This is a genomic window from Adlercreutzia sp. ZJ141 (genome assembly GCF_011038965.1).
Taxonomy (GTDB): Bacteria; Actinomycetota; Coriobacteriia; order Coriobacteriales; family Eggerthellaceae; genus ZJ141.
In genome coordinates this window covers 79,275-98,206 of record NZ_JAAKEB010000001.1, presented here as the reverse complement: position 1 = coordinate 98,206, position 18,932 = coordinate 79,275, and the positions used below count along the sequence as shown (strand labels likewise).

Below are 18,932 nucleotides of genomic sequence, written 5' to 3'. Positions count from 1 at the left end.
GAGCTCTTCAACTTACTCAACCTACAAGACAGCCTTCATCGCGTCAGACGGAAGTCGAGCTGACGCGCAGCGGCGTCTGCTGCCGTCAGCACAACACGCACGCACTGACCAAGTCTGTAGACCACACCGCTTTCCTGCCCCACCAGCCGGTAACGTGTCGCATCGAGCGCAAAACACTCGTTTCCTAGCTCGGATACGGGCAGTAACCCCTCAGCCGTGTTGTCGAGTCGCACGAACACCCCATACGTTGCAACACCCGACACCACACCAGAAAACTCTTGGCCGATAAAGCGGGTTAGATACTCGATCATCTTCACTTCTTGCGACTCACGCGCAGCCGCATCGGCCTCGCGCTCCATCTTCGAGGAATACTCCGCCAGCCAGGGCATAGCCGACACCTCCTGGTCGAAGCACTCGAGACGTCCAAGTAACCGGGCCTTCAACATCCGATGCACCACCAAATCAGGATAGCGGCGTATCGGCGAAGTGAAATGAGCGTAAGCTTCACTCGCCAACCCGTAGTGCCCCTCGCACACAATGCGATAGTCAGCACGCTTCATCGCCCTAAGCACGAGCGACGAGGTCAACCGACCCTCAAGCCACCCTTCAGCAAGTGCGAGCACGCGCTGCACCTCGAAGGGATTGCCCGCAACAAACAAACGGCGGTTGATCTTCTCAAACCAAGGAAACTCAGTAAGTACTGGCAAGAGCGCCTTGAGACTATCGGGTGAGGGCTTTTCATGTACACGGTACATACAGGGAAAGCCCGCATCCCGCAAATAGCGCGCCACCGTTTCGTTCGCGAGAATCATCGCCTCTTCAACCAATTCGGTAGCGTCATTTCGCTGACGAAGCACGATTTCATTGGGCGAGCCTTCACCATCGAGACGCACCTTTGCCTCAACCGTATCGAAATCCACACCCCCGGCGCGCATGCGAGCGCGTGCACGCAGCTTCGCCACGCGCGACAAACCGCGTAACAGCTCAAGCATACATGAGTCGTCATCCGGCACATACACGCCGTTCAGAATGTCGAGCACCTCGTCATATGTCAGACGTCGACGCGAACGAATAAGTGACGGGTACGCCTCAAACGACAGTACGCGCGCCTCTGCGTCGAGCACCACGTCAACCGTCATAGCACGGCGGTCTTCACCAGGGGAAAGCGAGCACGTTCCGTTCGAGAGTGCTTCAGGCAGCATAGGGATCACACGATCGACCAAATACACACTCGTCGCACGACGGCGAGCATCCAAATCGACGTGCGAACCCCATGGTACGTAGTGTGACACATCGGCAATGTGAACCCCCACACGCCATGCGCCCGACTCGAGACGCTCAAGCGACAGCGCGTCATCATAATCGCGTGCATCGGCTGGGTCGATGGTGACCACGAAGCGATCACGCAGATCACGGTATCCAGCCGCGAGTGCGCCGTCAGCATCTACACATGATTTTCTAGCCTGCTCAAGCGATGCGGATGAAAACGTCGTTTCAAGCTTGTGAGCTGCCACAATAAGCTCGACAGGAACGGAATTGTCATTGGCATTGCTCAGTACTTCCTCAACAATGCCTACAGCTGCGCTGCGGCGCGTGGGAAACTCAGTGATGCGCACTTTGACGATCGCGCCGTCTTGGATGTCAGGGTGATCGCGTCGCATAGTGAAGATGTCGTAGGGAATGCGCCGATCAGCAGGCACAACCACGCCGAAAGGATCAGCCACTTCGTAGCGTCCGACCACTACATCATGCGCCCGATCGATAACACGAACTACGCGCGCGGCCGGACAACCTTGCGCATCTCGGGGTGCACTCCGCTCCTCTTCGCGTGCGCAGCGCGTGCGCGGCAGTGCTGCAACCTCAACGTAATCGCCGTCAGCTGCGCCGTTCATCTTTGAGTTCGCAACGAAATAGTCACCCTCAGGGGTTTTAACGAAACCATAACCATCCTTGCGCACGGCAAGGATACCCCGTGGATTGCTTCGGGGCGTACGACGAGCATGCGAGCGCCGACGCGGCATAGCTAATCCGCCGAAACTGACAGCGCCGTTTCCAGCGCCAACTGCATCTGGTTGTCATCTTCTCCCGACGGTGAGACAGTAATAGTGGGGGCGATTCCCACCCCATCGATGTCATGCCCAAGCGGGGTCTGATAATACGCCGCGGTGTAGCGCAAAGCACCGCCGAAGCTCAAGGCGCGCATCACCTGCACTGATCCTTTTCCCAGGGTCTTTTCACCCACCAGTATGGCACGCTCGTTGTCTTGCAACGCCGCCGCGAGCACTTCAGCCGCAGCTCCCGTGTGTCCATTCACCAGCACCACCAGCGGCGCATCGGTAATAGCGTCGCCTGTTGCTGTACGCGCGGTCTCATCGGACTCACGCGTGGATATGTTCACGATTGTGCCGCTTTCCACAAACAGGCTCGCGATGTTTACCGCCTGCGTGAGAAAACCGCCAGGATTGTCGCGCAAATCGAGAACGAACGAAGTTGCCCCCTGTATTCTTAAATCAGCCACCGCGTTTGCCACCAACTCGGTCGAGTTTTGGCTTAACTGGCGCAGCGTAATAACGCCCGTTGTGCCCTCCAGGCGCGTTTCGACATTCTTAATCGAATAGCTCGAACAGTCAAGTGTTGTGGTGTAGGATATATCGTCATCGCCTTCAGCAGCCGAGGCGCGCCGCCAGGTGATAATCACCGGATCACCTTCCGCTTGAAGCAAGCGCGAGGTAACCTCTGTCATCGTCCAATCATGATCACGCTCACCATCGATAGCAATCACGGTGTCGCCCTGCTGCACGCCGGCAGCTTGCGCTGCCGACTCTTCGAACACATCGGCTGCATAAGCGCGCCCATCCTTTTCGGAGAACAGAACGCCAATACCCGAAGTGATACCAGATGCTTCCTGCAAAAGTACCGCGTAGCGATCGGCGTCGAAGTAGTCAAAGTATGGGTCGGCCGTCGCTTCAGAAAACGCGTCTAAAACCTTATGCGTAGCAACATCCAAATCGTACGTATTGAGGCTATAGTTCTTCGTTATGCCCTCAACTTCTTCCATGCGCGCACCAATGGAATCGTACGTATCGCCCGACACGGTGGCACCCGGATTGCGATCCACATCGGCAGCGTAACGAGGGAAACCGAGCGATTCGAGCAGGTTACTCTGACCGCGCACGACAAACCCCATCACGAACACCGTGCACAAAAGTAAGGCGAAGAGCATCACCTTCACCAAACGAACAAGGCGGGTCCGAGCATGACGCTCGGACGCCGCCGCATGTTTACTGTTCTTTACCTCGCCCATACTCGCGAAACGTAAGCTAGACCTTCAGGTAGCGGCCCATGGCAAACGCAGAGCCGATCAAACCAATGACCAAGCCAGCAACGATAAGAGCCACATAGATCATCGCCATGATGCTGCCACCAATGTCGATAGGCAACCAGGTAAGCGCATTTTGCAGCTGCGGAAGCGCGAAGCGGCGCAAAAGCTCGAGTGCGCCAACTGAAAGCAGCGATCCAATAAGCGCATGCAACGCACCTTCCATCAGGAAGGGCCCGCGAATGAAGCCATTCGAAGCACCCACCAATCGCATGATGGCAATCTCCTTGCGACGCGCCAAGATGGCGAGTCTGATGGTGTTGTTAATGAACACCATGGCAATGAAGATGAGTAGCGCCACGAGCGCAATGCCGATGTAGCGAATGTAGCTCGTCAACGAGAACAGCTTCTCAACGGTTTTCTGACCGTACTTCAGCGATTCAGATGGATCGCTTGGGTTGTCACAGATCGAAGCAAAGGTGGAATTACTCTCAATGGAAGCCGCCACTTGCTCGACCAACTGCGGGTCGGACAATTCCACATCAATGGAGGCGGGAAGCGGGTTTTCACCATCAAGCTGATCGATGATCTCGGGGTTTGAAGTCATCGAGTTACGGAAGTTCTCCAGCGCCTGATCCTTGGTGGTAAAGCCAACCGACGCCACGCCCTCAAGCCCTTCGATGAAGCTCTTGGTCTTCGAGATGTCGGCCTCCGATGCCTCGTCGGCGATGTAGGCAGTGATGGACACCTCACTTTCCACCGAGCTCACGATGTTCTCAATGACAATACCACCCATCAAAAAGATGCCAATGATGAGCAGCGAAAGGAAAATAGTAACGATCGAACCGAGCGCCGTGGAAAGGTTGCGAGAGAACCCCTTAACCGACTCACGCAGGAAATAGATAAGACTACGCATCGAAACCGTACACCCCCCTGTCTTGGTCGCGCGTCAGATGACCGCGGTCGAGGGCGATAACGCGGCGACGCATGTTGTCCACCATTTCGCGGTCATGCGTTGCCACCAATACCGTTGTACCCGTGCGGTTGATTCGCTCGAGCAGGTCCATAATACCGCGAGACGTTTGCGGATCGAGGTTACCCGTCGGCTCGTCACAGATGAGCATCGGGGGGCGATTCACGATGGCACGTGCAATAGACACACGCTGCTGCTCGCCGCCGGAAAGCTGATCGGGTAGTTTCCCCAGCTTATCCTGCAAGCCTACCAGGCGTAGCACCTCGGGTACCTGCGTCTTGATGACGTGGCGATTCTTGCCAATTACCTCAAGCGCAAACGCCACATTCTCAAACACCGTCTTGTTCGGCAGCAGTTTGAAGTCTTGGAACACGCAGCCAATATTGCGGCGCAGGTAGGGCACGCGCCAGTTACGCATGGAACCCAAATCCTCGTCGGCGACGTAGATATGACCTTGTGTCGGCTTAATCTCGCGCGTGAGCATACGAATAAATGTCGATTTACCCGAACCAGAATGGCCGACCAAAAAGACAAACTCGCCCGCATATATTTGGAGGGAGATATCGTCAAGCGCCGGATTGTTCGGCTGGGCAGGATAGATTTTCGTCACATGATCGAAGGTGATGACCGGTTTGCCCATCTGTTGCGGCACGTCATCGACCTCGAGCACCGGAAGCGATGCCGAAAGCTGAGAGGTCACCTGCCGAGCCGACGCAGCATGAGCACCCCCGCTGCGCCGCGCATGGCGCGCAGGAACCCCTTGGCTGAGATCGTTTGTCACAGAATGCTCCGTTCAGGTTGTAGATGTACTGAGACGTATACCAGTTTAGCAGATAGCTACGCGGGCTTTTACCCTCTTCACAGCTTCGACAATCGCCGGTACACCCATGTCGAAGTACTCGAGCAGCTCGGCGAACTCGCCCGACTTACCGAAGCGATCGCGCATACCAACGAACTCAACCGGTGCTGGATGTGTAGCAGCAAGTGTTTCAGCCACTGCGGAACCTAAGCCTCCAAGCACACTGTGTTCTTCGACCGTCACCGCGCAACCGGTCTTTGCAACACTGGCGGCGATGGTATCCACATCAAGAGGCTTCACGCAAAATGCGTCGATAACCTCAGCGGAAATCCCCTGTTCAGCAAGGGTTGCCGCAGCAGAAAGCGCCTGCTCAACCATAACACCGCACGCAACAATAGTGCAATCAGATCCCTCGCGCAGCACGTAGGCGCGACCCATTTCCAACTCGACACCATCGGCGTACACAGCGGGTACCGATGCCCTTCCCATGCGCACGTACACCGGACCGGGTGTGTATGCGGCAAGCTTCAGAGCCGCTTCCGCTGCCGCATAGTCGGCAGGCACCAGCACTTTCATGCCGGGAAGGCCACGCATGAGTGAGATATCCTCGAGCATCTGATGGCTTCCGCCGTCGGGGCCTACGGATATACCAGCATGGGTGGGAGCAATCTTCACGTTCAGATTGCTGTAGCACACCGTATTGCGAATCTGATCGTACGCGCGACCCGTACCGAACACCGCAAATGAGCCGGTAAACGCGATGTGGCCGGTGGCAGCCAAGCCAGCCGCCACGTCCACCATGTTCTGCTCGGCAATACCGCAATTGAACAAGCGGTCAGCATAGTCGGGGCTTGCCTGCGCAAACTTTTTCGTCGTTGTCGATCCGGTTAGGTCGGCGTCAACCGCGACCACCGGCAGCCCCTCATCGGCAAGATGAGCCAACGTGACGCCGTATGCCGCGCGCGTTGCGCGCTTTACCTGGGACTGCTCTTCATCTGCACGCTTAACCACAGCTTGCCTCCTTGCGATCATCGAGTTCGGCGAGAGCGAGTTGAGTCTGCTCGGCATTGGGTGCCTTGCCGTGCCAACCCGCCTGGTCCTCCATGAAGGACACACCTTTACCTTTCACGGTCTTCGCTATGATGGCATGGGGCGCGCCACCGTGTGACTCCTTCGCTTGCTGTAACACCTCAATGAGTGCCGCGATATCGTGGCCGTCAACCTCACTCACGTCCCAACCAAAGGCAGCAAACTTCTGTGCCACGTTACCAGGATCACACACATCTGCGGTATTGCCGTCGATCTGCAGGCAGTTGCGATCGACGATGGCAACGAGATTGTCGAGCTTGCGGTGAGCAGCAAACATAGCCGCCTCCCACACCTGTCCTTCTTGGCATTCGCCATCACCGAGCACGGTAAACACCGTCTGGCCAGTGCCGTCGAGTTTAAGCCCACAGGCCATGCCGCAGGCAATGGACAGCCCCTGCCCGAGTGACCCAGTAGACACCTCTATACCGGGCAGTAGATTCGAATCAGGATGCCCTTGCAGGCGCGTTCCCAGTTTGCGAAGCGTCATAAGCTCTTCGCGCGGGAAATAGCCCGCCTCAGCGAGCGCCGCATACTGGGCTGGCGCAGCGTGTCCCTTCGCCAGAACGAAGCGATCGCGCTCGTTCCATTGGGGGTTTGCGGGATCGTGCTTCAGCACGCCGCCGAAATACAGGGCAACCAGGATGTCGGTACACGACAGCGACCCTCCCGGATGCCCGCTTCCTGCCTCGGATATCATGCGCACGATGTCGATGCGCATCTGCCGAGCCTTCTGTTGCAGTTGGACGTTGTCCATCAGTCAACCTTTCACGAGTGAAACGCTCTATCACGAGGTAACAGTGTATAGCACACCCGCGCAAACGGGGTGCACATTCAAAGGAGTTTCTACACAGGAACACACCGTTGTACGATACGCGAGGTACACAAGACGAGCGCGGATGCGGCCGACAAGCAATCCGATAGAAAGAACACTTCTTGAAGAGTGCCTCTCGATAACGCTTCGCAAAGAACGCCTCAGAATCCGATGTCCCCCACTCAGTGCCCTAATTCGACGCCTTCCATTTGTGATAGCCAATGACGAACTCGTCGAGATCGCCACCAAGCACGGCGTCGACATTGCCTGTCTCCACGCCGCTTCGTAAGTCCTTCACCAGCTGGTAGGGATACAGCACATAGTTGCGTATCTGGCTGCCAAACGAGTTGTCCAAATGCTCGCCACGCAACTCGTCGATCTCGCGGGCACGCCGCTGCTCTTCCAGCTCGTAAAGCTTGGCTCGCAGCACCTTAAAGGCAACTTCTTTATTCTGCAGCTGTGACTTCTGATTCTGACACGTTACCACCGTGCCCGTAGGGATATGCGTCAGACGTACGGCTGAGTCGGTAGTGTTCACGCACTGCCCGCCCGGGCCACTTGCGCGATATACGTCAACACGTACGTCGGCGGGATTCAGATCAACCTCAATGTCATCGGAAAGCACAGGCATCACTTCCACAGCCGCAAACGTTGTCTGTCGGCGCTTCTTGATGTCGGTCGGCGATATGCGCACGAGCCGGTGAACGCCCACTTCGCTTCGCAGCATGCCATAGGCGTTGCGCCCCTCAACTTGAATGGTCACGCGGTCCATGCCGATAATTTCGCCGGGAACCGCATCGAGCACCGACACCTTCCAGCCCTTGCTCTCGGCGTAGCGCGCAAACATGCGATAGAGCATTTCCGTCCAGTCCTGCGCCTCAAGGCCACCCTGACCAGGGTTTACCGACACGATGGCATCCCCCGCATCAAACCGGCCAGAGAACCACGAGTTTACCTCCATGGTATCAAGCAGTCGAACAAGCCGTATGCATGCTGTACGCCATTCCTGCAAAAATGACTCGTCCTCACCCGCCAGCTCAAGCGCCGCGGAAGCATCTTCGAGTAGCGAACATGCATTGTCGTATTCGGCAAGGGTGTCGCGAATGTCGCTCGCCTGCTTAGACACGGCTTGCGCGCGGTCGGCATCCTCCCAAAAGCCAGGACTTGCAAGCTCGTCATCAAGGCGCTCAAGCTCAGTGATTCTCTCATCAACGTGCAGATAAGCTCGCGCATCGGCAACGCGGCGGGCGAGTTCTTCGAGTTCCTTGTTCTCTTTGTCAGCCATATCGTCTTTCCAGTATCGAAAACCACCGGTAACAGGTCGTTCGTAACGTCAGCAAGCGTTTTTGCAGCGCTCAATAATTATTTCGCCGTAAAAACGCTGCACATGTCAGACGTGTCACGCACCGTGGCATTTCTTGAACTTCTTACCGCTGCCGCAAGGGCACGGGTCGTTGCGGCCGACATTCGCGAAGGGATCGTCTTTGTCCTTCACGTAGGTTTGTACCTTTTGCGGCGCAGGCTTATTCGGTGTCTGCCCCGCTGCTGCAGGAGCGCTCGGCGACGAGGAACTTCCTGTGCGGGCGTTTCGGGCAACAGCGCTTCCCACACCTGTGGAATCAAGCGCGTGTTCCGGATTGGAGTAGGTCAGCTTGCCGGCAAGTGGGCTTTCGTGTTCCTGCAGATCAGGGGCATTCTGCTTTACCGCCACCTGCAGGCGCAGCAACGTGCGCAGGTAGTCCTCGTACATGCCCTCGGTCAGATTCTTGAAAGCAGAAAACGCCTCGTTCTTGTACTCGACCAGCGGATCTCGCTGACCGAATGCGCGCAGACCAATGCCGGTTTTCAGGTAGTCCATGTCGGAGAGATGTGCCATCCAGCGCGTGTCGATGATGCGCAGCATCACCTGGCTTTCCAGCGTGCTCATCACAGCATCCCCAAGCTCGGCGCGCTTAGCCTCGTAGACACCAGACAGGTAGTCTTCAAGTGCGCAGGCCACCTCAGATGGGCTATCGTCATGAGAAACGTCGTTTACACGGAAGTCGCTCGCCCCGGTCATCTCGGCCGCCCAGGCGTCGACAGCGCGTGCGTCCCAGTCGTCACTTGCGGACTTAGGCGGGCAGTTCTCGCTCACCACTTCCTCCACCGCATCAGTTATGATGACAGGAATGCGTTCTGACATATCCTTGCCATCTAGAATCGCATTTCGCTCCTGGTAGATAGCGACGCGCTGCTTGTTCATAACATCGTCGTACTCGAGCACGTTCTTTCGTGCGGCGAAATGCATCGTCTCAACCTGACGCTGAGCGTTTTCGATCGCCTTGGACACCATGGTCGCCTGAATGGGCATGTCGTCTTCCATGCTCGTCTTTTCCATAAGCCGCCCGATGGAATCCATGCGATCACCACCGAACAAGCGCATGAGGTCGTCTTCGAGCGACAGATAGAACTGCGTGGTGCCCGGGTCACCCTGGCGGCCACTTCGACCACGCAGCTGATTGTCAATACGGCGGCTCTCGTGGCGCTCGGTGCCGATAACACACAGGCCACCCGCCGCTAGCACCTGCTCGTTTTCTTGCTTGCAAATAGCCTTGCAGTGAGCCAAGGCTTCAGCGCGTACCTCGGGCGGCGCGGGCGGCATCTTCCCATCTTCAACCTCGGCGCCCACCTCGACATCGGGGTCGTAGCCCAACTCCCGCAGGCGCTCATCAACGAGGATGTCGGGGTTGCCTCCCAGCAAGATGTCGGTACCGCGCCCAGCCATGTTTGTAGCGATAGTAACCGCACCGGTGCGCCCCGCCTGTGCCACAATGTGCGCCTCACGCTCGTGATTTTTCGCGTTGAGAGTCTCGTGCGGAATACCACGCTTGTCAAGCAGGTGAGAAAGCCGCTCGGAGCTTTCAATGGACACCGTGCCGATTAGGCACGGCTGACCAGCAGCATGACGAGCAGCTACATCGTCGGCAACAGCCTTAAATTTCGCGTCGATGGTGCGATAGATAAGATCATTCTCGTCGGCACGAATAACAGGTTTGTTCGGCGGAATAGCCACGACAGGCAGGTTATAGATTTGACGGAATTCGGAATCCTCGGTCATCGCGGTGCCTGTCATGCCCGAGAGCTTATTGTATAGGCGGAAGTAGTTCTGCAACGTAATAGTAGCAAGGGTCTGGTTTTCCTCGCGCACCCGCACGCGCTCCTTCGCCTCAAGCGCCTGATGCAGGCCCTCCGAGTAGCGCCGCCCCTCCATGATACGCCCCGTGAACTCGTCAACGATTTTCACTTCACCGTTCACGACCACGTAGTCAACATCACGGTGGAACAAAAATTGCGCCTTTAATGCCTGCTGTAAGTGGTTTGCCAACCTGCCAGACGGATCGGCGTAGATGTCATCGATACCTAACATGGCCTCGATTCTTTCAAGGCCGCTTTCTGTTGCGTTGATGGTGCGTTTTGCCTCGTCCATGTTGAAGTCTTCGTCAAGACGCAGCGCCGGCATAACGCGCGCGAACTTCACATAGGTTTCCGCAGCCGCCGACCCAGCACCCGATATGATAAGCGGCGTGCGGGCCTCGTCAATGAGAATAGAGTCAACCTCGTCGACAATGGCAAAGTGATGCCCGCGCTGCACGCGCGCACCTGCGTTGGTAACCATGTTGTCACGCAGGTAGTCAAAACCGAACTCGGAATTGGTGCCGTACGTAATATCAGCGCGATAGGATTCCTTCTTGTCGGCGGGACGCATACCGTTTTGGATAAGGCCAACCGACAGCCCCATGAAGCGATACACTTGCCCCATCCACTCGCTGTCGCGGCGAGCCAGGTAGTCGTTTACCGTAACAACGTGCACGTTGTTGCCTGGCAGTGCGTTTAAATAGCCCGCCAGCGTTGACACAAGTGTCTTACCTTCACCGGTACGCATCTCGGCGATCTGTCCATCGTGTAAGGCCATGCCACCGATAAGCTGCACGTCGAAATGCCGAAGCCCCGTGGTGCGCTTGCTTGCCTCACGCACAGCGGCAAACGCCTCGGGCAACAGATCATCCAACTTACAGCCCGCATCAAGGCGTCGACGGAAATCGGCCGTTAACTCCCGCAACTGATCGTCGTCGAGTTCAATCATGCGAGGTTCAAGATCGTTCACCTTGCGAGCCAAAGCCTGATAGCGTTTCACCTGCTTGCCCTCACCAGCGGACAGCAGCTTCGAGAGAAAACCTGCCATAATGTGCGCCTTCCCTTCGTAGAGCGGCAAGGTAGCGCCAAGATCGGCGCGATGCTGCCGCATTGTGTGCGAGTATGTCTTGCAAATTCCCGATTCTAGCATAGAGACAATTGCTGATTCTCGAAATCCACAGGCATGCCATCGGGCGTAAACCCTGTTCATGTACGCGAAGATGTCAACATGACACAGGGGCTCACCCGTAAGACGAACCCCTGTGAGCACAACGCCAAGCGGCAACTCATTGACGAAGGCGGGTTTTAGACTACCATTTTGGGCTACCAGTACAAGCTACCCCGCCTTGCCGCTTAAGGCGCTAGAAGCTCAAGTCGTCTTCGGCTTCGATAATCAACCGGTACATGCGCACGGTTTCAGGCGAGGGATCGATGCCCATTTCGTTAATTAGCACTCGCCGGCACTCGAAGTAAGTGTCAAGCGCCGCCGTGCGCTGCCCCGCCGCAAGCTGCGCCTCCATAAGCGCATCGTAGGCATCTTCGCGCGTGCGGTCGCGCATGACAGCCGCTCGTGCGAACCATAACCCTTCGCGCACTTCGTCTGCACCCACCAAACGCTTCGATGCCGACACCAGTGCATCAACCAAACGCCCGCGATAACTATTTCGCATGCCAGCAATGAACTCGTTTTCGTCTTCGCTCGGCAGCAGGTCTTCTGAGAAATTGGCCTTCAGCTGCGCATGGATGTGCGACCATCCACCGTAACCAGGGCTTTCGAACAGCAACGTTCGACACAGCTCATCAAACTCAGTAACATCGCTCGTAAGAAGCGTGGCATCAATACGCAAACCTTGCTGCTGACGGATAAGGTAGGGACAACCGCCACCAGGAACACTGAGCGCCTTACGCAGCGTGCTCCAGATGCTATATAGGTTGTTGCGCGCCGACGTAGGACTACTGTCGGGCCATAGCAAGGTAGCCAAGCGATCGCGCGAATACTCCTTGCCACCGTTGAGTACCAAAAGCGCGAGCAGCGTACGCACCTTGCGCCGACTGAACAGCATCGGGTCGACCCGGTGCTCCCCAATACTCACCTCAAGACCACCAAACAGACTCACGTGCAGCGGCGGACACGTCGGTACACCTGTCTTCACCTGCGGCTTGAGCGGTGTGTTCAAAAGCGACCGGTTCCGCCTCGTCGATGCAGTAAGGGAGACACGGGCGGCAACGTCTTTGCGGTACTCCCTGCGCTGCTTATACAGCGACATTTCCATAGCCTGGGCAGCATCGAGTAAGTGGGTACCAACCGAACTGACGGGCAGCGCAACGACGTCGAGCATGCGCGAAAGTTCAATTGCGGCCAATGCCGCCGGAAGTGTCAGACTCGCAGGATCGCTTATCTGGGGAAGCTGTTCGAGTTGTAAAGCGATACGTCGAGCTTGCGTCTCGACACCCACAGAGAAGCGGACCTTATCCTCTGATCCCATGCAACCAATACGATTAAACACAACCGCAGCGGCGAGTAAGCACACCAAAGACGGATGTGTCTTTAGCCACTCGCATTGCAGGCGAAGCGCCTCTTCGGTCGACGAGGACAGCGCTTCCAACACGCCGATAAATCGCAGCACATCAACAACACGCACATCGACGTCTTGTCCGCCTTGTTCCCCTTGGTGTGCTGCATCGGGGTCAAGCTGGTTTTGCTGGGATTCGCCTACCTCAGCGAACAGATGCGCTGCAGCAGCGGCAACACGAGTGCTTTCCGCAGCATCTGATGCAAGATAGGTCACCAACATGCCTTGCATACGGTCGCCAGCGGAAGCATCCGGCCTGCTAACAGCCACACCAGCAACACGCAGCGCACTATCGACATCATCAAGCAACAACAGACGCAGCGCTTCGTCGGCCTGCAGACGCGAGGAAACCACCTGATCTGTTTCTGAGAAGAGTCCAAACACTGTCGACGCCGGCAAAACACAGCACGCATCAAGTAAGTCTTCGCCATGTTCAGCTAGCCACAAGGCGCGTGCCACGGCGCCTGGCAAGCGATGCATCAGTTCACAGGCGCGGCTCGCTCTGCCATGCTGCACGAGCCAGCTGCCCAATGCCGAGCACAGCGATTCCCTTCCCGCAAACGCCGATCCGTCAACAATGGTAGGAAGCACGGCGAGTGCTGGGCCTTCTATATCGGCCATAGGAACAGCCGGTGCCTCGAAGGTTCCCTGCTCAACATCAACACCAAAATGTGGGTACTCGCACTCAATCATACGCAAACTGGCGGTAACCGAACTAACGAACTGCATAGCATGGGCCAACTTGCCATCCCCGAGCACCATCATGACAAATATAGATGCCAACATGTCGGCAGGAAGCTCTTCTCCAAAGGTTGCCGCCACAAACGCAGCGGTCGACGAAGCAGCATCGGCCCAAGCAATACCAGGAACACGGCCTGAATCGGAAATAAATGACGAGGGGAACGCCTTGCGCTCCGACTCGGTTCTAACATCATCGAGTTCGTCATCACTGAGCAACAAATCGCGCGATCCAATCCGCATGCGATCACGATGCGCCGAGAAAACATCACGCGACGGCGTGCAGGTGACAAGAACTTCTCCCCCACCATCTAAGATGGCATCAATCTCATCCATGAGAAAGTCAGCCCGGTGAGGGTCGAGAAACGGCATCCCATCGAAAATAACCAACGCCGTCTGACCTTCTGCAGGCTTTAGCCGTTCAGCAATGATATGTGCATCAAGGTCGCGAAAGAAGCACGGACTTGCGCAATCGAGCCAGAACACGTTCTTAAACGAGAACACTGTACTGGCGTACTGAAGCGCAAGTATCGTCTTCCCATAGCTTGGTGGCGCAACGATGTAACGAGGAACGTGACGCTCTCGAAGCAGCCTGGCGATGAGCGCGGGCCGCGCGACGTGTCGCTCTGTACTCAGATACCGCGGGGAGAAACCCTTGCATGCGCTTAACGACAGGAAATCAGGCATTGTGTTACTCGCCTTCCTCAAAAGGAAACCCAACACCCAAGCGACACGATCATAGCAACGCCCTTGTCAAATGTGCAATTAAGAAGACATGCCATTCGTCGCTTTTCTTCTGAATCTGGTGTTGGGGTCAGTAACGTTGGGTAGTTGGTCAAAAACGCCCAAGAATCCTCTTGCCAAAGATGCGGTTTCTCGTTATCATAGCGAAGCTGCTTCCTTGAAGCGGCGGTTACATGCGGGGTGTTAGCTCAGTTGGTTAGAGCGCCGGCCTGTCACGTCGGAGGTCGCGAGTTCAAGTCTCGTACATCCCGCCATCTGATACCAGTTCAGGAGCCTATGATGGCTCCTGGTTTTTTCTATGGGTTACTCAGATGAAGGCTATTCTTAATTCATCCCATTCACAACTGATCAGTTCTAAGGCATGTTGCGTGCCACTGTCGAGACTATGATGACCATTTTAAACATCTAGGATCTCCCGTTTCTTCTTCTCAAACTCATCAGGAGTAATGACACCGGTATCCATTAGTCTCTTATAATCCTCAAGTTGCTTCGGCGCATTTTGCCACAAAGCAGCTTTTTTGCGTCTTTTCTTCGCAATGCTTAAGCAGATGATAGCAACGATGATTATTACTAAAAGAGGGATTAGGAGAGAAATGAATATGATGAGAAGTTCGGGAACACCCATGCCTAGAAACTTCATATTGTTCAACCTTCTCAGGAGACGCATTGTTTACAGATGGAATGATATCTTACACTCTATGTGGGCGTAAGATATCATTCCATCCATCGTAGGTCAAACTATTATGGACCAACAGTAACAAAAGGTAGGAGTATCAAATGACCAGGCCCATTAGGGTGAGAGAAGTACGGTATACTCTAGCTTCTTGCAAGCTAAGACAAATCGGATGGGGGTTTCATTGATATGCTTCTTCACCATGGAAGCAACGTAGCCGTGGAACATCCACGCATTTTGACGACCAACCGATCTTTAGATTTCGGTGCTGGATTCTACACAACGTCCTGTTTTGAGCAAGCACGTCGTTGGGCTACGCTTCAAGCTCAACGTCGAGTCTCAGGAAATCCCACAGTCTCAACTTACGATCTTGAGGATAGCGCTTTGACTGATCTTGCTGTTCTTCGGTTCAACGAGGCGGATGGTGATTGGCTCGATTTTGTGGTTGCGAATCGTAAGGGAATTTACTCGGGACCCCTTTATGATCTCGTGATCGGTCCTGTTGCGAACGATCGCACAATGCGTGTCATCAATGATTATATGAATGGCGAAATCGACAAGAACACTGCACTGGTACTTTTGGAACCACAGCGATTAACCGATCAATACTGTTTTCGAACCGCAGATGCGCTGAGCCATCTTACGTATCGGGAGGTGAACTGCCTTGACTAATAGTACTTCTCCTTCCATTATGCAAGGATTTGACTCACAAGTGTCTACCCTTATCGCTTCCTCGCGCAATATCGAGCTTATGGACGCACTAAGGTTATTTCTCAACTCGGAAACTCACGAGATGCTTCTCAACGATGACTTGAAAATGTGGCACTTCAGCCCCACTGTCCTCTTTGACCTTTGGGAGAACGAACAGGCAACTGGCGACCCACGCAACTCGCTCTACCTGAGAGGTGATGAAATTGCCTAAGGAATTCTCGTTCTTTGCCTTCCTTATTGAAAGCTATGCTCAAAGCCGTAATCTGAAAGCAGCGGAAGTCTTCGATGCGCTCGATAAACAGGGTAGGATCGGCTTTGTCTATGACATGTACGAAATGTACCACACCGAATCGCTAGACAACGCCTTTACCGATCTGGACAGCCTTATCGCCACAGGAAGGCCTGCCTGGTAAAACCGTGCGGAGCTTGTGACAAGCACACACGTCGTTACGTTGACACGCAATTGCGGTGCTAAAGAGGCGATATGTGCCATGAGATGTCTTTGTCACAGGCTTATCTCCGTTGTCCGTTCTGCGGTTTTGAATTGCACGCAGAATTGCACGTGGCGTTTCTCTACCGCAGCGCTTCTTCGGCGGTGGCTGACTGGCGCACCCTTGTGATGGATGCGACACGCAGCGGACTGGGTGTTGTTGTAATACTTGAGTCCACATCCGGTTCCGCGGACGACGCGCCGTTAGCCATCGTGTGTTCACAGCAGGCGCGCAGCAGCACATCGGGGCGCAAGCTGCCCGTGTCCTTCGCTTGCAATGTGAAGCGCACCGTATCACCATCAAGCAGCATCGGCCCCACCAAGAACTCTTCGGAGCGTAGCACCTTCTCCTTCTTCTTGCGCACCACCGTTATTTCGGCGGGTACTTCCAGCCGTACAGGCGCCTCTGTGAAACGTGCGACGTACGTGCTGAACGGATAGGCAACTGAGGCCGCCTTCGCCGTCGGTTCGATGTAGGCACACGAGGTGCACATGAGATCGGGTACGCTCGCATGCTGCAACGCCTGCAAGGCATCGCTTGGTCGTACGTAGCGCAAAAGCAAAATGTCGAAGATCTCGGAGGTACCACCAACACCAACGGGCAGCGCCGCACCAAACGCGATGCGCATATGAGGCGAAAAACCTTTGCTCACCGCAAAGGGAAGGTTAGCCCGCCGAACCGCGCGTTCAAGAGCACGAGCTACTTCCAAATGCGACAGCAGCGCAAGCCTTCCCTGTTTGCCGAACTCAACACGCAAGCGAAACAGGCTCGAATCAGTCATAGCGCTCCCCTTCCCCGTAATCAGCACGCATGCATGAACCTGCCTTTTCAGCCATATCGCCGCCGCATGTTGGGACAGTGTCAGGCTGAACAGTACCACTCTCTTCAAACGAAGCGCTGCCGGCATTGAAGGTAGCACCGGAGTCGTTTCTATCTGGCTTAATCGCTGTAGACTTCGCGTTGGTGCGTGGAGCAGCAAGTTGATTGTCGGTGCCTAAGCTAGGGCATGCCCCACATGCCGAGCAGCGCTCGAAGGTGCAGTCAGGAGTTGTGCGTTCAAGCCCGGCAAGCTTACGCTCATGCGCGAGCCATCGCACCGACACCCCGCAGGATATGTGCGACCACGGCATCACGTAATCGGTTGGGTACGTGGTCTGGGCAACCACAGCAGGGTCAAACCCCGTCTGTTCGCACGCTTCTTCCCACGCTTGCCGGCTGAAACACTCACTCCACGCGTCGAAGCGGGCACCTGCACGCCAAGCGGCTTCCACCCATGCAGCCGCATCGCGACCCGCACGGCTCATAGCGGCCTCAATGAAACTGGTGTCGGGGTCGTGCCAATGTACATCGACCGCCCGGTACTTCACACTGTGGCGCAAAAGCGCCACGCGCCGCAGCGATTCCTCGGGCGCTATCTGACCATCCCACTGAAACGGCGTTTGCGCCTTCGGCACAAACAGCGCACACGACACACTCATGCGCACGCTGCCCCGCTGTTCAGGAGGCACCGCCGCCTTGGCACGGTCGTAGGCACGCTGCGCCAAACTCGCAATACCCTTGATGTCGTCGTCGGTTTCCGTGGGAAGCCCGATCATGAAGTACAACTTGCACCGGCGCCATCCCGCTGCGAACGCCGCATCAATGGCGCTAAACAGGTCGTCTTCGGTGACGTTCTTGTTGATAACGTCGCGCAGACGTTGCGTGCCCGCCTCGGGCGCGAACGTAAGCCCACCCTTCTTCTGCCCCGCAACAAGCTCGGCCATGTCAACACCGAACGAATCGAGCCGCTGCGAGGGTACCGATATGCGCACGCCTTTACCGTCGCACGCCTCGTTCAGACGCATGAGAATGTCAGCAATCTGGGAATGATCAGTTGAGGACAGCGAAGTCAAGCTTACTTCGTCATATCCTGTGCATCGCAAGCCCTCAAGCACCGAATCGACCACGTTGTCGGCGCTGCGTTCGCGCACCGGACGATACATCATGCCCGCCTGACAAAAACGGCACCCACGCGCGCACCCGCGCAACACCTCAACGTTTAGACGGTCATGCACGACCTCGGTAAAGGGAACAATGCACGGCTCCCATCCAGGGCTTTCAGCGAATTCCTCGAACAGACGCTTGGTGATTACCGTGGGCAACCCATCGCGAACAGGCTCAATCCAACTCCCTCGCTCCTGCGCCTCAGCCTCATCAAGCCAGCGATACAGCGATGGCACGTACCAGCCTTCCAGCTGCGCAAGAGCCAGCAAAATATCGGCACGCGAAGCCCCCTGCGCCTTCATGCGACGCATCACGTCAAGGCCTTCGGGCATAGCACGTTCCCCTTCGCCAATGTTAAACGCATCGAAGAAGGGAGCGTACGGCTCGGGGTTGTACGCGCACGGGCCGCCCGCGATAACGAACGGATCAGTATCGGTTCGCTCACTTGCGTGCAGAGGAATGCCCGATAAATCCAGCACCTCGAGCACATTGGTTGCCGCCAACTCATGCGGCAGCGTGATGCCCACCGCATCGAACTCGGCAAGCGGCGCACAACCTTCGATTGAAAACAGCGGAATGCCCTCATCTCGCAGCACATCGCACATGTGCGGCGCAGGCAGAAATGCGCGCTGGGCTGCCATACCCGGTTGTGCATTCACGCAGTTTACCAGGATGCGCAGCGCTTGATTCGCCTGTCCTAGCTCGTAGGTGTCGGGATACACCATGCAGAAGTTGAAGTCGGCGTCGCTTTTCAACACACATCCAAATTCGTGGTTTAGGTAGCGCGCCGGACGCTCAGCGTCGGCCAGCAACGGCTCCAAGCGCGGCCAGAGGTTGGTAAGCTCCATACCGAT

The 18,932-nt window shown here is 56.0% G+C and carries 15 protein-coding genes and 1 tRNA gene; 4 read left to right on the top strand and 12 right to left on the bottom strand.

The features are described 5' to 3' along the window. Positions 1-35 precede the first annotated feature (35 nt). The 9 genes from rnr to G7Y44_RS00385 form a co-directional block, all read right to left on the bottom strand. Entirely contained in the window at positions 36-2,021 is a 1,986-nt protein-coding gene (gene rnr / locus G7Y44_RS00425) for a ribonuclease R (protein WP_165246654.1), read from the bottom strand. A gap of 2 nt (positions 2,022-2,023) precedes the next feature. Further along, positions 2,024-3,304, bottom strand: coding sequence for a S41 family peptidase (locus G7Y44_RS00420; RefSeq protein WP_165246652.1), 1,281 nt, complete (start codon positions 3,302-3,304; stop codon positions 2,024-2,026). Positions 3,305-3,320: 16 nt separating this feature from the next. Further along, positions 3,321-4,235 (bottom strand): permease-like cell division protein FtsX, encoded by a 915-nt coding sequence (ftsX, locus tag G7Y44_RS00415; protein ID WP_165246650.1) that lies wholly within the window; start codon positions 4,233-4,235, stop codon positions 3,321-3,323. Next, the gene (gene ftsE / locus G7Y44_RS00410; protein ID WP_165045213.1) at positions 4,228-5,073 is read right to left on the bottom strand and encodes a cell division ATP-binding protein FtsE; all 846 of its coding nucleotides are present in this window, start codon (positions 5,071-5,073) and stop codon (positions 4,228-4,230) included. The genes ftsX and ftsE overlap by 8 nt, the downstream gene beginning before the upstream one ends. Positions 5,074-5,118: 45 nt before the next feature. Continuing rightward, a complete protein-coding gene (locus tag G7Y44_RS00405) occupies positions 5,119-6,102 on the bottom strand; it encodes a transketolase family protein (protein ID WP_165246649.1) in 984 nt (327 codons plus the stop codon). Further along, positions 6,095-6,934, bottom strand: a complete 840-nt coding sequence (locus G7Y44_RS00400) for a transketolase (RefSeq protein WP_165246647.1) — start codon at positions 6,932-6,934, stop codon at positions 6,095-6,097. Before G7Y44_RS00400 ends, G7Y44_RS00405 begins: the two co-directional genes overlap by 8 nt. 247 nt (positions 6,935-7,181) lie before the next feature. After that, complete coding sequence (gene prfB / locus G7Y44_RS00395; protein WP_165246645.1) at positions 7,182-8,276, bottom strand: peptide chain release factor 2; 1,095 nt, start codon at positions 8,274-8,276, stop codon at positions 7,182-7,184. A 114-nt stretch (positions 8,277-8,390) separates the two neighbouring features. Then, positions 8,391-11,213 (bottom strand): preprotein translocase subunit SecA, encoded by a 2,823-nt coding sequence (gene secA, locus G7Y44_RS00390; RefSeq protein WP_165246643.1) that lies wholly within the window; start codon positions 11,211-11,213, stop codon positions 8,391-8,393. Between the two features lie 313 nt (positions 11,214-11,526). Continuing rightward, a complete protein-coding gene (locus G7Y44_RS00385; RefSeq protein WP_165246641.1) occupies positions 11,527-14,163 on the bottom strand; it encodes an AfsR/SARP family transcriptional regulator in 2,637 nt (878 codons plus the stop codon). Between the two features lie 234 nt (positions 14,164-14,397). Between G7Y44_RS00385 and G7Y44_RS00380 the strand changes: the two genes are divergently transcribed. After that, positions 14,398-14,474: transfer RNA gene (locus G7Y44_RS00380), tRNA-Asp, on the top strand. Positions 14,475-14,617: 143 nt separating this feature from the next. On the opposite strand, the gene G7Y44_RS00375 is transcribed toward G7Y44_RS00380, so the two are convergent. Beyond that, positions 14,618-14,860: an SHOCT domain-containing protein gene (locus G7Y44_RS00375; RefSeq protein WP_165246639.1), complete on the bottom strand. Its 243-nt coding sequence runs from the start codon at positions 14,858-14,860 to the stop codon at positions 14,618-14,620. Between the two features lie 222 nt (positions 14,861-15,082). Between G7Y44_RS00375 and G7Y44_RS00370 the strand changes: the two genes are divergently transcribed. From G7Y44_RS00370 to G7Y44_RS00360, 3 genes are read left to right on the top strand one after another with little or no spacing between them, the layout of a single operon-like run. Next, positions 15,083-15,565, top strand: a complete 483-nt coding sequence (locus G7Y44_RS00370; protein ID WP_165246637.1) for a DUF3990 domain-containing protein — start codon at positions 15,083-15,085, stop codon at positions 15,563-15,565. Beyond that, entirely contained in the window at positions 15,558-15,815 is a 258-nt protein-coding gene (locus G7Y44_RS00365) for a hypothetical protein (protein ID WP_206214367.1), read from the top strand. The genes G7Y44_RS00370 and G7Y44_RS00365 overlap by 8 nt, the downstream gene beginning before the upstream one ends. Further along, a complete protein-coding gene (locus G7Y44_RS00360; protein WP_165045196.1) occupies positions 15,808-16,017 on the top strand; it encodes a DUF3791 domain-containing protein in 210 nt (69 codons plus the stop codon). The genes G7Y44_RS00365 and G7Y44_RS00360 overlap by 8 nt, the downstream gene beginning before the upstream one ends. A 160-nt stretch (positions 16,018-16,177) precedes the next feature. Here G7Y44_RS00360 and G7Y44_RS00355 read toward each other — a convergent pair whose 3' ends face one another. Both G7Y44_RS00355 and G7Y44_RS00350 read right to left on the bottom strand, forming a co-directional pair. Then, positions 16,178-16,876 carry a TIGR03936 family radical SAM-associated protein gene (locus G7Y44_RS00355; RefSeq protein WP_165246635.1) on the bottom strand — a complete coding sequence of 233 codons (699 nt, stop codon included), beginning with the start codon at positions 16,874-16,876 and terminating at the stop codon, positions 16,178-16,180. Then, positions 16,869-18,926, bottom strand: a complete 2,058-nt coding sequence (locus tag G7Y44_RS00350) for a TIGR03960 family B12-binding radical SAM protein (RefSeq protein WP_165246908.1) — start codon at positions 18,924-18,926, stop codon at positions 16,869-16,871. Before G7Y44_RS00350 ends, G7Y44_RS00355 begins: the two co-directional genes overlap by 8 nt. Positions 18,927-18,932: the final 6 nt, after the last annotated feature.

Excerpts from the sequence above, each read along its gene's own strand:
- rnr (WP_165246654.1), bottom strand. The coding sequence starts at position 2,021 with ATGCCGCGTCGGCGCTCGCATGCTCGTCGTACGCCCCGAAGCAATCCA.
- G7Y44_RS00420 (WP_165246652.1), bottom strand. The coding sequence starts at position 3,304 with ATGGGCGAGGTAAAGAACAGTAAACATGCGGCGGCGTCCGAGCGTCAT.
- ftsX (WP_165246650.1), bottom strand. The coding sequence starts at position 4,235 with ATGCGTAGTCTTATCTATTTCCTGCGTGAGTCGGTTAAGGGGTTCTCT.
- G7Y44_RS00400 (WP_165246647.1), bottom strand. The coding sequence starts at position 6,934 with ATGGACAACGTCCAACTGCAACAGAAGGCTCGGCAGATGCGCATCGAC.
- prfB (WP_165246645.1), bottom strand. The coding sequence starts at position 8,276 with ATGGCTGACAAAGAGAACAAGGAACTCGAAGAACTCGCCCGCCGCGTT.
- secA (WP_165246643.1), bottom strand. The coding sequence starts at position 11,213 with ATGGCAGGTTTTCTCTCGAAGCTGCTGTCCGCTGGTGAGGGCAAGCAG.
- G7Y44_RS00385 (WP_165246641.1), bottom strand. The coding sequence starts at position 14,163 with ATGCCTGATTTCCTGTCGTTAAGCGCATGCAAGGGTTTCTCCCCGCGG.
- G7Y44_RS00375 (WP_165246639.1), bottom strand. The coding sequence starts at position 14,860 with ATGAAGTTTCTAGGCATGGGTGTTCCCGAACTTCTCATCATATTCATT.
- G7Y44_RS00370 (WP_165246637.1), top strand. The coding sequence starts at position 15,083 with ATGCTTCTTCACCATGGAAGCAACGTAGCCGTGGAACATCCACGCATT.
- G7Y44_RS00355 (WP_165246635.1), bottom strand. The coding sequence starts at position 16,876 with ATGACTGATTCGAGCCTGTTTCGCTTGCGTGTTGAGTTCGGCAAACAG.
- G7Y44_RS00350 (WP_165246908.1), bottom strand. The coding sequence starts at position 18,926 with ATGGAGCTTACCAACCTCTGGCCGCGCTTGGAGCCGTTGCTGGCCGAC.